The organism is Mycobacterium montefiorense (assembly GCF_003112775.1).
In the GTDB taxonomy this organism is placed as follows: Bacteria; Actinomycetota; Actinomycetes; order Mycobacteriales; family Mycobacteriaceae; genus Mycobacterium; species Mycobacterium montefiorense.
In genome coordinates this window covers 208,855-223,278 of the sequence record NZ_BFCH01000011.1, presented here as the reverse complement: position 1 = coordinate 223,278, position 14,424 = coordinate 208,855, and the positions used below count along the sequence as shown (strand labels likewise).

Sequence of the window (14,424 nt, the reverse complement as noted above, 5' to 3'; positions counted from 1 at the left end):
GCTACTCCTCGCCGAAGCGATCGACGAGATGGGAATTGACGCCGTCGGCATCGAGCCGGCGTGCCACTAGATAGCCCGCACCCATCCAGGCTCGACGCGTCCAGTTGCCGAACGACACTCGGGTTCCCGGGGCGCCGGATGCGGCCGGCATCATCTTGACGCGCTCGAGTGCCTCCTTCACGCCCCGCGGGCTTAACGGGTGAGCGTCGGCGAGCGCGCGCAGCAGCGTGTACGCGACATCCCTATTGACCACGGGCACACACCATTCCGGTCGCCGTCCGTAGGCCGCGTTGTACTCGTCGAGGAAATCCTGCCCGACCGTATTGCCCTCGTCGTACTGGTCGACGCCGGTCCAGCCCATGAACGCGCTCCACATGATCGGGTTGAGCCAGGCATTCTGGAAGGCGGTGCCGCAGAACCGGGGCGGATCCCACCCCAGCGCCTCGAGCGCCGGATTGATGAACACCACCCCGAAGCCGAAGCCGCAGTGCACGATGGCTTGTACCTTGGCGTCGTGCAGCGCGGTGACGGCGGCCGTGACGTCTCCGGCTGTCTGCGCGATGGACGCTTCAGCGATAACGCGAATTCCCCTGCGCTTAGCGGCTTCCCGGAAGTTCTTGAGATATGTCTCGCCCACCAGGGACTGCTCCACCAGCACGCCGACTTCGGTGTGCCCGCCCTTGGCCAGTAGGTCGGACCAGAAGATCGGCTCGTCGGTGTGTGAGCCCATCGGAAACGCGAAGACCCATTCACCCAGCGCCACGTCGGATCCCGTCACGCTGATGCAGGGAACCTTGAAGCGCTCCTCGATGGCCTCCCGGGCCGGGATCACGTTGTCGCCGATGTTGGGGCCGAAAACGGCCAAACACCCCTCGTCACACAGTTCGCCATAGGCGTCGATGACCGCTTTGACCGATCCCTTGGGCAGGCCTTCGACTTCGCGGTAGATGATCTCGATCGGCCGATCGATCAGCCCCTGCTCGACACCTTTTTGGAAGACGAGGTCGAAAGGCTTTGTCAGATCTTCGAAGTACGTCTTGGGGAAGCCCTCGGGCAGCAGAAAGTCCATCAGGTAGCCGATTTTGATGGGCTCGGCTTTGCTCTCGTAACTCACTCGGTCTCCCGCTGCCTTTACTTGGGTTGGTTCGGTACGCCTGGGTACAGCTGCTCGGTCGGGCCCGCGGTCACAAAGCCGCCCAGCTTCGTAATGAGATGGGGCGCAAACACCGCGCCGTACACCAGGTGCCCGACGACGACGGCGGCCGCGATGGAGAGCACCGACGACTGCAGCCGAGTTTTCGATCTCTTGTCGGCCCACGTATCGATGACATTTCGTCCTTGCGCATCGGTGCGTCCGAGCAGATAGGTGAAGACCATCATCTGGATGCCCATCGCCAGCGAGTCGTAGAGCGGGTACTGGTGTTTGGTCCCCTCAAAGATCGCGAGGCCAGGGATCACGTAACCGTAGTAGAAGTTGCCGAGCTGGGCCCCCGTGTAGGCGTTGAAAAACAATGCCCAGCAGAAACCGACGACGAGGCCGACCACGAGCAAGGTAATCGGCCTGCGCCAGTTGAACTTTGCGCTCAACCAGCGTCCGAGGGCGGCCCCGGTGATGGCAGGAATGATGAAGTAGGAGACGTAGCCGATCGGCACCGCTAGAGGCAACCCGCCCCACGTCACGTTCAACGGCCACCAGGACGGCATGCGGGGCAGAGCGGGCGGAAACTGTGCGTACATCGCCCAGTCGTAGGGTGACTCGATCCACGAGAACGAGATCGCCGAGATGCCAAGAAGCAGCAGCGGGTGGATGCGGCGGCGACGGTAGCTCAGATAGATCCCGACAATCAGGAACGCGATGCTCGCGACGTAGGAAAAGTACTGAGCCCCGGCCATCACCGGCGTCATCTCGGTGTTCACTGGCGTCCCTCGTCGCCCGGCGCGCGCCGAGCCTCGGGATCGAAGCGAAGTACCAGCCCGAATATCAAGATGATCAGCCCGAACAGCGTGCCGAGCATGATGACAGCGCCCATGGTGTCACCCTTCCGATGGTTTCGCCTTTAAGGTAGTGGATACTATCTTATCTGGATAGCGGATACTATCCCGACAACGAGCCGTTGCGACAGGAGTGGACGTCGGTGCCCCAGCGAGCAACTAAGCAGCAGATACCGGCCACGGCGGTGCGACGGCCCCGCGGGGAGCCGCGCCGGCTGCTGCTCGACGCCGCCCGAGAGCTTTTCGCCGGCCAGGACTATCGCAGCACCACGACACGCGAAATCGCCCAGGCCGCCGGCGTCACCGAACACCTGCTGTTCCGCAACTTCGGTTCGAAGGCCGCGTTGTTCCGCGAGGCACTCGTTTTGCCCTTCGTGAGCTTCGTCGACGAATTCGGCCGAACCTGGCAGTCGCTGGTGCCCGAGGAGACCGACGAACAGGAGCTCACTCGGCTTTTCGTCTCGCGGCTCTACGACGTGTTCGTCGAACATCAGGGTCTGTTGTTGACCCTGATGGCGGCCGAGAGTCTCAGCGACGAGGAAAAGGCGGACGCCGGCATCGCCGAGATCCGCCGGGCGGTCACGGTGCTGGGCCAAATCAGCGTCGAGGGAATGCAATTACGGGGATTACGGTCCGACCACCCAGACCTACCGGCCCACTCAACGGTGTCGATGATCGCGGGAATGGCTGCTCTGCGTTCGACTTACTTCGGGGACAAACCACCGCCGCGAGAGGTGATCGTCGAGGAACTCGTTCAAGCCCTCTTGCACGGCTTCTTACACCGCAACGACTGAGTTAGGGATCCGACCATGACAAGCCCCAGTGCCGTTGAGTTGTACTACGACCCATTCGATGTCGACATCGACTCGAACCCGTATCCGGTATGGAAGCGGATGCGTGAAGAAGCGCCGCTGTACCACAACGACAAGTACAACTTCTACGCGCTGAGTCGATACGACGACGTGGTGCGCGAATTGCCGAACTGGGAGACCTACCGGTCCGGCCGCGGGACCACCGCCGACATCCTGTTCGCGAATATCGAAGTGCCGCCGGGCATTCTGCTCTTCGAAGATCCTCCGCTGCACGATCTGCACCGTAAACTGCTGTCCCGTGTCTTCACGCCGCGGCGCATGCTCGCGGTCGAGTCTATGGTGCGCGGGTTCTGTGTCGGCGAGCTCGATCCGTTGGTCGGCGCGAGTGGCTTCGATTTCATCGCCGACCTCGGCGCGATGATGCCGATGCGGACCATCGGGTATCTCCTAGGCATCCCCGAAGAGGATCAAGAAAAGATCCGGGACCGCAGCGTCGCCAACATCGAACTGCCCAAGGGCAGCGATCCCGCTGCGGTCGATGCGAATGTTTTCGCCAGCTCCATTGCCATGTTCGCCGAATACATCGAATGGCGCGCCAGTCATCCGTCCGATGACCTGATGACCGAACTGTTGCGTGCCGAGATCGACGAGCCGGACGGCACCCGGCGCCCCCTGTCGCGGACCGAGGTGCTGTCCTACACCGCAATGATCGCCGGTGCCGGTAACGAAACCACCGCTCGCTTAATCGGTTTCATGGGACAGTTGCTGTCCGATCACCCCGATCAACGCCGCGAACTTGCCGCGGACCCGTCGCTGATTCCCGGCGCGATCGAGGAGACACTGCGCTACGAGCCGCCGTCACCGGTGCAGGCCCGCTACGTCGCGCGCGATGCCGAGCTCTACGGCCGTCGCATTCCCGAAGGATCGTTCATGCTGCTGCTGAACGCCTCCGCCAACCGCGACGAAAGCCATTTCCCGGATCCGGACCGCTACGACATCCACCGCCGCGGCGCTCATCTCAGCTTCGGGCAGGGCCTGCATTTCTGCTTGGGCTCGGCGCTGGCCCGGTTGGAAGCCCGGGTGGCCTTCGAAGAAGTCCTCAAACGCTGGCCCGACTGGGAAGTCGACTATGCCAACGCCCAACGGGCGCACACTGCGAGCGTGCGTGGGTGGGCGCGCTTGCCTGTTCTCGTGGGGTGATGCCCCTGCTCGTTGCGTCAGGCGCTGGCCGGACGCAACATGCCCGAGGCGAGGGCCGCCAACGCCATCCACCCGGCCGCGTAGCCGAAGGCGATTGCCGGTGAGGCAACGGTATAGAGCACACCCGCGACGACGGTCGCTATCACGTCACCGGTTGCCTGGACCGCGCCCAGCACGCCGAACCCGCTACCACGCAGGCGATCTGGCAGCAGCTGGGACACGACGGCCGATTGGGTCGGCTCGGCGAGCCCGATGCCCGCCCCGGCCAGCGCGAAGCCCAGTGCGATGACGACCGCATTGTGTGTCCCGGCCGCGAATACCAAGTAGCCGATCACGTAGACGGCAGAGCCGGTGGCGAATACCGCGCGGGGTCCGGTCCGGTCGTACCAGCGGCCCGCGGCCAGCGACGCCACTGTCGCGACCGCGTTGTGGCCCGCATAGATCAGGATCGCCAGCGAAGTCGCCGCGGTCACTGTCCGCTCGGGCGAGGTGAGGAGCTGGGTGGAGCGCAGGATCAACAGCGTCGTTGCGATATTGCCGAATTCGAACAGCGCCACCGGGAGCAGGGCCCGCAGCATGCCGGCGTCGCGCAGCGCTGCGAACTCTAACCGCCGTCTGACCGCCGGGCCGCCGGCCAGGTGGTGGCGACGGGCTTCGCGGGCTGCTATCAGAATCGCCACGGCGGCGAAGAGACCCGGAATCACTGCCAGGCAGAGGGCGGGCCGAATGCCCACCCAGGCCACCAGCCCGGCCGCAAGCAGCGGGCCCACCACCGCGCCGAGATTGTCGCCGGCCCGTTCGAGCCCGAATGTCCTGCCGCGCGCCCACTCTGGGCTCAGGGACGACAGCAGGGCGTCGCGCGACGGCGACCGCACGCCCCGCGACATCCAAGCCAGCGCACGGAGCACGCCGACCTGCCAGACCGTTGCGGCTAGGCCGATCGATCCCGTCGCCGCTGCCGTAGCCAGGTAGCCGCCGGACGCGATCCGTCCACGACGTTCGGGGTCATTCGCGAGCGGTCCGCCGACCAGCTTCATCACACCGATCAGCGCGTCACTGACCCCGTCGACCACACCGAGGGCCGCGGCGGATGCTCCTAGCGTCCCGGTGAGAAACGTGGGCAAAACCGAGGTGGTCACCTCGTGGCTCGCGTCGGAGAAAAAGCTCGTCGCCCCAACCGCCCCGACGCCGCGAGTCAGCCACTTGCGGTTGCCATCCGATTCGACGGTCATGGCAGGGGGCTCACCACGGATTGTGCCCTTACGGTTCTACTGCTCGGGCTCGCCAGTGCTCTGATCGACGAGAACCGCGCCGTCGGGCTGGTTTCCGAGCGTCTGCAACGAAATGTCTTCGTCTTGCACGGTGAGACGAATGATCTGGGCTAATTGCCGGGGAGCGTCGCACTGAACGTAGTGATCGGCGTCCGGCACCACCCAGTAGCGGTTTCGGCCGGGCTTGCTTTTGAGGTAGGTCAGCCAGACGTGGTTAGGGACCCGCAGCGGCGCGACGTTGTCGTGCAGGCCCCAAACCATCGTGGTGTTCACCTGGCTGCTGGAAAGCGCTTCAAGCCAATTGGTTTCGTCCGCAGCGCGCTCGTGCAGATACTGGATGGTGTCCGGCAGTACCCGGATTCCGTCGTTGTGCGCAAAGCATTTGGCCAGCGCCGCGATTTCGGGATCGGTCAGTTTTCTTCTCGGCATGAAGGTGCTGGCTCCCATGCCGGCGGCCAGGGTCTCGGGCGTGGTCGCCGCGGCGGTGGCGCGCCCCGTTTCCGGGTCGAGCAGTGCGGTTTGGAACAGCGTGAGGTTCGCCAGCGGAAGGTAGATGTTCGCGTTCGTCAGGATGAGGTCGAGAGGTACCACCGGCGGATCCAGTGCCGCCAACATGTCGAGCGCGATCATGCCGACACTGCTGCCGCGATCGTGGGTGAGGATTCGAAATTCGCTCAGCTTCCACACGTCGGTGATGGCGTGCACGAGTAGCCGCGCATCGTCGTATAACGAATAGGCGTAGGGCTCCGGTGGTTTGTCGGACAATCCGTAGCCCGGAAAGTCCAACATGTACATGTCGAAATCGGAGCTCAGCTCATGTGCCAGATCGAAATAGTCCATGCTCGACGTCGGAAAGCCGTGGACGAGCACGAGCGGCGGGGCTCCGGGTATGCCGAAGCGGCGACTGAACACCCCCAGTTCCTGCCCACCGTTGGCAGCAGTGGTCGACCGCCAGCGAAGTTCGGTACCACCCTTTTGCCACTCCGCGAAGATGTCCAAGCTGCAAGCATCCCAGAGGGGATCGTGGTTAGACAACCGGTGCTTGGCCGACGGCGTGTTCAAGCGCAGGTCACGTGTATGCCGAATGTGACTTGTCGCATACCGGTTTGGCCCGGCATCGTCCCCTGGCCGCTGCCGGTGCTCGTGTAACTCTTGCCGTCTTTGGTTACCTGCACGTGGTTGGCGGGCTGGGTCGGTTGATAGGGCAACTGGTACTGGCCGTTTCCCACTTTGAGTGAAATCGAAATACCGTCAACGCTTGGCGGCGTTTCGTCCGACAACGTCAAAGACACCGCCGCCGAATCGTCGTGAACGCCGATGCGCGTAGTCAGATCTCCCGACTCCGGTGGAGTGGCGTGCGGTGCCGAGGCGGTGGTGGTGCAGTCGACTTTTGCGGTGATCGTATGGCTGTGCTGATCGAGCATGACGGTTGTGTGCGTGAGAGCCGGCGGTGAGCTGGCCGGAGACGCGGGTCCGCCGCCCTTGGTGGAACACGCCGACAAACCGACCAATACGACCACGCCGAACCCGGCAACACGGCGGCCGATTCCCCGCCGAGCGTCGGGATTCGTCATCGCAAGCCCTCCTCGAACGTCGCCAGTCGTTCCTACGCTACGGCCAGGCCTCCCAATTGATCATCGTTCGCAGCGGACCGGCGAATACGGGTCGCACCGCTCGCGATCGCCAGCGTTCTTCGACGAGCGGGGCCAGGGCGGCTGTCGTGGTGAGTGGGTCGCCGTCGAGGTAAACGACGGTGATGTATTGATGATCGTTTCGCCATCCGCGGGGTATGTGGCTCCAGCCGGCGCTCGAACCGAATGTCCATGCGCCCGCCGTGCCCGGGGTGGCGAGCAGGGCTGGGAAGTGTTCGGCGTGTAGCCATTGCAGCCAGTCGTTGGAGCGGCCGTCGGTGGGTTCTTCGACGATCAGCAGGATGCCGCGGTGCGGCCGAAACGGCACCACCTCAGGGGAAATGAGGGCGTGCGGTGAACAGTGCCACTGCAGCAGGCGCAGCCCCGCGATTTGCAGTAGCGGCCGCGCGACGGGAAAGCGACCGTTGTCCCGCAATGTGCGCCCTAATGCCACGAAGTCGTCGAAGGTCTCTTCAACGGGGTCGCCGACCAGATAGTGCACCACGTTGCCAACCTCGCTTAGCGGCCCGTGAGCCGCTAAACGGTGGTGGAGGTAGTCGCCGTCCGCGATCCAACGCAACCCGTGCACGATGCCCGCAAGTTGATATTGCTCTGGCATGTGATCGAGCAGGTGCCAACGCAGATAACCGCTTTCATCGTCGGCCGGTGTGGTGAGGCTGAAAATGCCTGCCCTGACGCGGGGCCGCCCGGGGGGTGAAGCTCGGCAAGAGCGTGCAGGTTCTCCAGGTATTGCTGCAGCGAGTCATGCCTGAACCAGGCGCTGACGATGGTGGCGCCGTGCGCGGCGGTATCGGCGAGCAGTTCGCGGGTGCGGTCGGGATTGTTGATCGGGTCCAGGGGCGCCGGCGGCGGCAACACCACCTCGAAGCCTGCCGGAAGTTCGAAGCGACCCAACCACTCTCGGGCCTGTTGCAGCGTCACGTTGAAAGGAGCCCAGCCGTCGGCCAGGGTTACGGCCCGGCGCAGCGATCGCTGCGTGCGTCCGCCGATCCAGATCGGGACGTGATCCTGGACGGCGCACGGATCGACGACCATGCCCTCGAACGAATAGAACTCGCCGTGGTAGGCGGGTTCGGGAACCGACAAGGATGCGCGCAACGCGCGCAGTGCATCGTCGCCGCGAGGTCCGCGGTCGTCGAAAGGAGCTCCGAGAAGGTCGAATTCTTCTTTGAGGCTGCCGACGCCGACGCCGAGAATCAGCCGCCCATTGCTGACTTTATCCAACGTGCCGTAGCGCTTGGCGATTTCCAGCGGGTGGTGGTACGCGAGCACTAACACGTTGGTAGCCAACCGTATTCGTTGTGTGCGCGCGGCAAGATAGCCCAACGTCGCGAGCGGGTCCCAGTAACTCATACCCCGTCGCTGGTGTTCTACTGCGGGCAGCGCGACGTGCTCGCTGCAGGTCAGGTGGTGGTAGCCGAGCCGGTCTGCGGCTTCGGCGATTTGAGTGAGCTCCTCGATCGAGGAGTCCCGCTCCCAGGCGGCACTGAGCTGGGGCATCGTGATCACTACCGGTGTGGACACCGACAACTTTGCGCGCGGCGTGCTCATCCCTGCATGTACCCTCCGGCGTCGACAGGGATCGATTGCCCTGTGATGGTTCGGCTCTCGTCGCTGGCCAAGAACAATGCCAATTTGGCCACGTCGTCGGGAGACGAAATATCACGCAACGCGACGTCTTTGAGGGACTTCGCGCGCACGGTCGCGACCTCGACACCCTGCTCGTCGGCGGTCCGCTGTAACCAATTGCGATATAGGTCAGTGTCGATGGCACCCGGCACGATGCAATTGCAACGGATGCCGTGCGGACCGACCTCGAGTGCGACGGACTTGGTGAAGGCACGCAGCGACGCCTTCGCGGTGACGTAGTGGGTTTTGCGGACGATGCCGTGGTAACCGGCCGTGGAGGAGAAGTTCAGGATGACACCGGAGCGGCGTTGCAGCATCGACTGGTTGAGCACTTCGCGGGTGCACAGCATCGCGGCGGTGAGGTCGATGGCGATTGTTGCGTTCCAGTTGTCGAGTGTCTGCTCCCAGATCCAGCGGTCCTGTCCTGGTGCGGCTGCGTTGTTGCACAGGATGTCGACGTGGCCGAACTCCGTGACCGCACGTGCCACCATGGCGGCGACGTCGTCCTCGTTGGTGACGTCGGCTCGCATCGCGATGGCGCCGGCCCCGGCCGCTGCCGCCGCGTCGTGGACTAGCTCCTCGCGCCGGGCCGCTAGTAGTACCCGCGCACCTTCGCGGACGAACACCGCGCCCAGAACCGGCCCCAGGCCGGTGCTGGCCCCGGTGATAATCGCCACCTTGCCCGCTAACCGGCCCGTCATTGGGCAAATATTACATAGCAAATTCTTTGATTTCGGCCGCCCGATAGCGGGTAGATTCTAACAATGCTCGAATCCATCTTTATCAACGCTCGAATCTGAATGGGGGAATGACATCTTGGTAGCCAAGGGGGATCAGGTCACAACGATGGCTGGAGCTCGCCGCACTTATGGCGAGCTCGATCGCGACGAGGTGGTAATCGCCTTGCGCAATCTGGCGCGCCGCGTGGGTGTGCAGCGCGTCACGATGCGCGAGCTCGCCGCCGAACTCGGCGCCGCCGTGCCCTCGGTGTATTACCACGTCCCCAGTAAGCAAGCGGCGCTTGAGCTGGTTGCCGAGTCAGTACTCGCGGAAGTCCCGATGCCGGACAATGGACCGTGGATGACCAGACTCATCGAGCTATATTGTGCTGCAAGGGAATTGATCCTCGGCGTGCCCGGTGTCGCTAGCATCCTGCAAACCAGTACCGGGAACGAACCCGCGCGCCGGCTCGATCGGCACAGCCGCTCGCTGCTCGCCGAGGCGGGACTCGCGAAAGCCACTGCGGCCGCGGCCCACACCGTCTTGTACACGTACCTACTGGGTTCGATAGCGCTGGAGGAAACACGCTCCGCTGAGGCCGCGCCCCGCGCCAGGCGCCAGATGGCGGCACACTTTCGCGCCGGGCTGGATGTGATCGTCGCCGGAATCACGGCGTCCTCGAAAGGGGGATGACTGAGGCGATGAGCATTCCCAAGGCCAATGTGCTGGGGTCGCTGATCGTCGAGAACCAGCAGACCGCATCCGATCGCGATGCGGCGGCGGTGCTGGACCCCGATACTTTTGTCACGGGCGCCCCGTTCGATGCGTTGACCCGGCTGCGGGCCGGCTCACCGGTGCATCCGGTGCAATTACCCGGCCTGCCCAGAGCATGGCTGCTGACCAAGCATGCCGACGTTCGGCTCGTCAGCCGTGACACCGACACCTTCACCAGTAGCCAGGGCAACACCTTGGTCGAGGTCGAGGCGGGACCGAATTCGGCACTGCTGCCCGGTATCGATCCACCACGTCACGTCCTCTACCGCAAGCTGATCAACCAAGGCTTCACCGTCCGCAATGTGCAGCGTCTGGAACCGCAAATGCGCAAAGTCGCCCGCGACATCGTCGCCGACATCACCACCAAGGGTGAATTCGACGCCGTGACAGACATTTCCGCGGAGATATCACTGCAGGTGATCGCCGATGTGCTCGGGGTGCCCGCCGAAGACCGAATGGACGTTTTCCGGTGGAGTAACGCCATCGGAAGCCTGGGCATCGAAGACCCCGACTACGCTCCGACCCCGGAAGCCCTCGGACAAGCCGCAGCTGAAATGTTCACCTACTGTGGCGAATTGGTGGCACACCGGCGCAAGTACGGGCTCACCGACGACATCTTATCGGCACTGCTGGCTGCAGAGGTGGACGGCGAAAAGCTCAACCGGGACCAATTGAACGAGTTCTTCCTGCTGCTGGCAATTGCTGGCAATGAAACCACCCGAAATACGCTGAGCCATGGCATTTTGGCGCTATCCGAGCACCCAGAGCAGCAGGCCCTGCTGAGCCGCGATCCAGAAACCGTCAAGCCCGCGGTCGAGGAACTGCTGCGGTGGGCAACTCCGGTCATGCATTTTCGTCGCACCGTCACCAGTGACGTCGAAATCCGTGGGCAGCACATCCCCGCAGGTGACTGGGTGCTGCTGCATTACTTGTCGGCCAATCGCGACGAGGAGGTGTTCGACCGGGCCGACGAATTCGACGTCACTCGCCCCGACGCAGGTCACGCCGCATTCGGCGGCGGGGGAGTGCACTTCTGTCTGGGTGCTCAGCTGGCCCGTCTGGAACTGCGGGTCATGCTCGAGGAGCTCTACTTAAACGTGCCGGCGCTGACGGTCACCGGGCCGCCCGACCGGCTGCGCTCATCGTTCTTTCATGGGATCAAACGCCTGCCCTGCAGCACCGGTTGACTTACGTTGCGCGGCAAGTGTTTCGAGCCAGACGAGAATTCGCTCGGCCACGGCGACCCAACCAGGATCGAGCATCACGTCATGGCTCATTTTGGGGAAGAACTCGGCCTCGGTCCGGTATGCCGCCGCGGTGGAAAGGACTTCCTTTTGGGTGAAGCAGGCGTCGTCCTCGGCTCCGAGAACTAACAGCGGGGTGGTGACGAGGTGCGGTTTGGGCAGGTTCACCCACAACATATCGATCGCGATTCTCGCGGCATACTCCTCGCACAGCAGCGCGGTGTAGCGCGACACATCGGCGTCGGAATTCGATGCGGAGAAGAAGGCTTCGCGAGCCAATTCGGGCGTACCGCCGATACCGCGCAGTGACCTCATTCTGGCCAGCGCCGATACGGTGAGCCACGGGTGCCGTTTGAACCTGCCCAGCAAGAATCCGGTAATCCCGCTCGGCGGCACGGAGGCGAGCAGCACGGCGGCGGGTGCGTCGTGCGTTTCCAGGTACTTCTGCACCACGAAGCCACCCATGGAGTGGCCGATCAGGACCGGCGGCTCGGGAAGTCTTCTTGCCACTGAATCGACGTCGTCAACGAAGTCCGCTGTCGAACACAACCGCGGGAACTTTGGTGCGGTGCTGTTTCCGTGGCCGCGAAGGCTCAACGCCAGCGCCCGATAGCCCTTTTCGGCGAAGAAGTCCAAGAAGTATTCGTCGTAGCACCAGGCTCCGTGCCAGGCACCGTGCACGAAGAGCAACGGTGCATTGCCGGACTCGCGTTGCGGTGCTCTCTCGATCACTTCGAGCATGGGGCCGACTCCTTTGTCGCGCTCCTAGACTAGCTTCTTGGCCACCGTCGACGAGGGAAAAGGACGATACTGTTGGGGCACCGCCGAACCCAAGGAAGTGTCGAACGTGCCGGTGGATTCATGCGAGCAGCGCACGCTGGTCTTGACGGCGTTTCCCGTCGAGGCTGAGGCGGTGCTGTCCGATACCGTGCTGGACTGCGACCCGGTAGTGGTCACTGACCGCCGGCATTTCTACCTTGGCTCGATCCGCGGCCAGAAGGTCATCGTGGCGATGACCGGTATCGGTGCGGTGAACGCGGCGGAAAGCACTGAGACCGCGTTGGCCCGTTTCTCGGGCGCCGTTGGCGCAGTGGTCTTTTCGGGTGTGGCCGGCGGCGCCGGGCGGACAGGCATTGCCGACGTGGCCGTGCCGGCGCGCTGGACGCTGGACAACGGTGCGGCATTCCATCCGGTCGATGCTGTCATGCTCGCGGTGGCCGAACAGCTCTCCGTCGCACTGGACCACGCCAGAGGGATGGTGCACCTGCCGTTGCTGCAGGTCGGCGGTGACGGCTGCACATACGACAACAACAACGGTCAGGCGTTCCCGTGCATCCCCAACGGCGGCGGGGTGTTCGGCTGCCAGCCTCGGACCGCTCCCGATCGCTCGCGTTTCTACACCGGCAACTTCTTTCGGGCAGCGTGGCCGTGGCTGCGACACGGGCTGATCAGTAACGCGAAGATCGTATCGGCGGCGGACCCGGCCTTCGTCGCGACGGACAACGAGACAGCGGCGGCGCAGGCCGTCGCCGATGCGCACGGCATTCCGTTCCTTGGTATCCGCGGCATCTCGGACGGCCCGGGGGATCCGCTTCGGCTGCCCGGCTTCCCGTTTCAGTTCTTCGTCTACAAGAAGGTCGCCGCTACCAACGCCGCGCGCGTGACGGCCGCCTTCCTGCAGAGCTGGCCCGCGGGCTGACTATTCGGGACCGCGCGCCACCGGGTGACTCGGATCCGAAGACCACTCCGACCACGACCCGGGATACAGCGCCGCCTCGCAACCCATCGCCGTGAGCGCCGCGATGTCGATGGCGGCGGTAACGCCGGAGCCGCAGTAGGCGCCCAACGGACCGGTGCGGTCGATGCCCCGGTCGGACAGCTGCTGGGCAAGAGCCAGTTCGCCGAGAAACGTGCCGTCGGCCGCCAACACCGAGCCACTCGGCAGATTCCGCGCGCCAGGGATGTGCCCGGCGACGGCGTCGACAGGTTCGGTGTCGCCGCTGTAGCGGTCGGGTGCGCGTGCATCGAGCAGCGTCACGGCGCCCGCGCCGGCTTGTTCGGCCGTTAGGGTGGGTCGAGCGCCGGCATACAAATCATCATGCGGCACAGTCACATTCCCCGCCTGCGGGGTGACCGGACCCGTCTCGAGGTCTCGCCCGGCCGACTGCCACGCACCCAGGCCGCCGTCCAGGATGCGGACGTTGGGAAGCCCGGCCGCGGTCAATACCCACCATGCTCGCGCGGACCCGGCCCGATTCCAGTCGTCGTAGACGACGACCGGCGAGTCCTGCTGGATGCCCCAGCGGTGTGCCGCGGCCTGAAGGCTTGGCCCCGAGGGCAATGGGTGACGGCCCCGCCCGGTGACGGTGTGATCGCTGAGTTCCTCGTCGAGTGACACGTATACCGCGCCCGGAAGGTGGCCCTGCTCGTAAGCCGCACGTCCGTCAGGCTTGTCGAGTCGCCAACGCACATCCAATACGGTCAGCGGGTCGCCGGCCTCGATAAGGTCGGCCAGCTCCGTAGCGGTGATCAGCACCTGGTCGCGGGCTTCCACGATCCACCTCCTTGTTGTCTGTCACGAGCCTAGCCGTCGGTCGAAAAGCATTTGCGCTCAGCAAAGTGCGGCGTAAGGTCCCGAACATCACCGGGGGCGACGGGAGCCGACATGGGCAACATCTATCGGGTTGCAGTCGCGGCGGGCCTCGCCCTCGCCGTCGTGACGGCGACGCCGGCCGGGGCGATGCCAAATACCCAGTGCCCGCTGGCGACACCCGTGCGGGAAGTGCGCAGCATCTCCGAATTGCCACCCGAGCTGGTCAAACTGTTGCCGCCGATCGCCGACATCGGCGCACCGTTCAACGCGACGGATTCGGTGAATGACCCGACGCTGCCGTTCCGGCGACTGATCCGTGCCGGGAATCGGGACGCCGACTGGTTCGTTTGGTACGAGCACGGCGGAGTGGGCTATTTCTGGCAAGCGGTGGTGGCGCGCGTCCTGCCCGGCAACCAGCCGAAGATGTTAGCAAACGCGGGAACCATCACCGACACGCTGTGCAGCCTGACCGATGGCGCCTTTGCCGGCCATGTTCCGCCCTATCCCGCGGGTTCCTGGGCGGCTTCGGACTTCTAA

15 protein-coding genes and 1 pseudogene are annotated in these 14,424 nt (G+C 64.3%); 6 read left to right on the top strand and 10 right to left on the bottom strand.

Translation table 11 applies throughout. The features are described 5' to 3' along the window. Position 1: 1 nt before the first annotated feature. A complete protein-coding gene (locus tag DB708_RS08690) occupies positions 2 to 1,114 on the bottom strand; it encodes an ABC transporter substrate-binding protein (RefSeq protein WP_108921529.1) in 1,113 nt (370 codons plus the stop codon). Between the two features lie 17 nt (positions 1,115 to 1,131). After that, positions 1,132 to 1,917 (bottom strand): spirocyclase AveC family protein, encoded by a 786-nt coding sequence (locus DB708_RS08685; RefSeq protein ID WP_108921528.1) that lies wholly within the window; start codon positions 1,915 to 1,917, stop codon positions 1,132 to 1,134. A 218-nt stretch (positions 1,918 to 2,135) separates the two neighbouring features. Between DB708_RS08685 and DB708_RS08680 the strand changes: the two genes are divergently transcribed. Both DB708_RS08680 and DB708_RS08675 read left to right on the top strand, forming a co-directional pair. Then, a complete protein-coding gene (locus tag DB708_RS08680) occupies positions 2,136 to 2,786 on the top strand; it encodes a TetR/AcrR family transcriptional regulator (protein WP_108921527.1) in 651 nt (216 codons plus the stop codon). A gap of 15 nt (positions 2,787 to 2,801) precedes the next feature. Then, positions 2,802 to 4,004: a cytochrome P450 gene (locus tag DB708_RS08675; RefSeq protein WP_108921526.1), complete on the top strand. Its 1,203-nt coding sequence runs from the start codon at positions 2,802 to 2,804 to the stop codon at positions 4,002 to 4,004. Positions 4,005 to 4,021: 17 nt separating this feature from the next. On the opposite strand, the gene DB708_RS08670 is transcribed toward DB708_RS08675, so the two are convergent. From DB708_RS08670 to DB708_RS08645, 6 genes and pseudogenes are all read right to left on the bottom strand, one after another. After that, complete coding sequence (locus DB708_RS08670; protein ID WP_108921525.1) at positions 4,022 to 5,236, bottom strand: MFS transporter; 1,215 nt, start codon at positions 5,234 to 5,236, stop codon at positions 4,022 to 4,024. A gap of 36 nt (positions 5,237 to 5,272) precedes the next feature. Beyond that, entirely contained in the window at positions 5,273 to 6,274 is a 1,002-nt protein-coding gene (locus DB708_RS08665) for an alpha/beta fold hydrolase (RefSeq protein WP_108921634.1), read from the bottom strand. A 59-nt stretch (positions 6,275 to 6,333) separates the two neighbouring features. Continuing rightward, positions 6,334 to 6,849, bottom strand: coding sequence for a lipoprotein LpqH (locus tag DB708_RS08660; protein ID WP_108921524.1), 516 nt, complete (start codon positions 6,847 to 6,849; stop codon positions 6,334 to 6,336). Positions 6,850 to 6,886: 37 nt separating this feature from the next. Beyond that, positions 6,887 to 7,657 carry a hypothetical protein gene (locus DB708_RS08655; RefSeq protein ID WP_338103926.1) on the bottom strand — a complete coding sequence of 257 codons (771 nt, stop codon included), beginning with the start codon at positions 7,655 to 7,657 and terminating at the stop codon, positions 6,887 to 6,889. Further along, a pseudogene (locus DB708_RS08650) lies at positions 7,603 to 8,478 on the bottom strand (LLM class F420-dependent oxidoreductase); the annotation flags it as partial. The gene DB708_RS08655 and the pseudogene DB708_RS08650, both read right to left, overlap by 55 nt. Further along, complete coding sequence (locus tag DB708_RS08645) at positions 8,475 to 9,257, bottom strand: SDR family NAD(P)-dependent oxidoreductase (RefSeq protein ID WP_108921521.1); 783 nt, start codon at positions 9,255 to 9,257, stop codon at positions 8,475 to 8,477. The gene DB708_RS08645 and the pseudogene DB708_RS08650, both read right to left, overlap by 4 nt. 145 nt (positions 9,258 to 9,402) lie before the next feature. On the opposite strand from DB708_RS08645, the gene DB708_RS08640 reads away from it, so the two are divergent. Together DB708_RS08640 and DB708_RS08635 are read left to right on the top strand one after the other, a co-directional pair. After that, entirely contained in the window at positions 9,403 to 9,969 is a 567-nt protein-coding gene (locus DB708_RS08640) for a TetR/AcrR family transcriptional regulator C-terminal domain-containing protein (RefSeq protein ID WP_108921520.1), read from the top strand. Positions 9,970 to 9,977: 8 nt separating this feature from the next. Further along, positions 9,978 to 11,237, top strand: a complete 1,260-nt coding sequence (locus DB708_RS08635) for a cytochrome P450 (protein WP_108921633.1) — start codon at positions 9,978 to 9,980, stop codon at positions 11,235 to 11,237. Here the strand turns inward: DB708_RS08635 and DB708_RS08630 are convergent. Then, complete coding sequence (locus DB708_RS08630) at positions 11,190 to 12,035, bottom strand: alpha/beta hydrolase (RefSeq protein WP_108921519.1); 846 nt, start codon at positions 12,033 to 12,035, stop codon at positions 11,190 to 11,192. The two genes, DB708_RS08635 and DB708_RS08630, sit on opposite strands and share 48 nt — an antisense overlap. 37 nt (positions 12,036 to 12,072) lie before the next feature. On the opposite strand from DB708_RS08630, the gene DB708_RS08625 reads away from it, so the two are divergent. Beyond that, complete coding sequence (locus DB708_RS08625; protein WP_201263462.1) at positions 12,073 to 12,993, top strand: 5'-methylthioadenosine/S-adenosylhomocysteine nucleosidase family protein; 921 nt, start codon at positions 12,073 to 12,075, stop codon at positions 12,991 to 12,993. Here the strand turns inward: DB708_RS08625 and DB708_RS08620 are convergent, their stop codons facing one another. Next, on the bottom strand, positions 12,994 to 13,848 hold the full coding sequence (locus DB708_RS08620) for a sulfurtransferase (protein WP_108921518.1): 855 nt from the start codon (positions 13,846 to 13,848) through the stop codon (positions 12,994 to 12,996). 111 nt (positions 13,849 to 13,959) lie between these two features. On the opposite strand from DB708_RS08620, the gene DB708_RS08615 reads away from it, so the two are divergent. Next, entirely contained in the window at positions 13,960 to 14,424 is a 465-nt protein-coding gene (locus DB708_RS08615) for a hypothetical protein (protein WP_235616690.1), read from the top strand.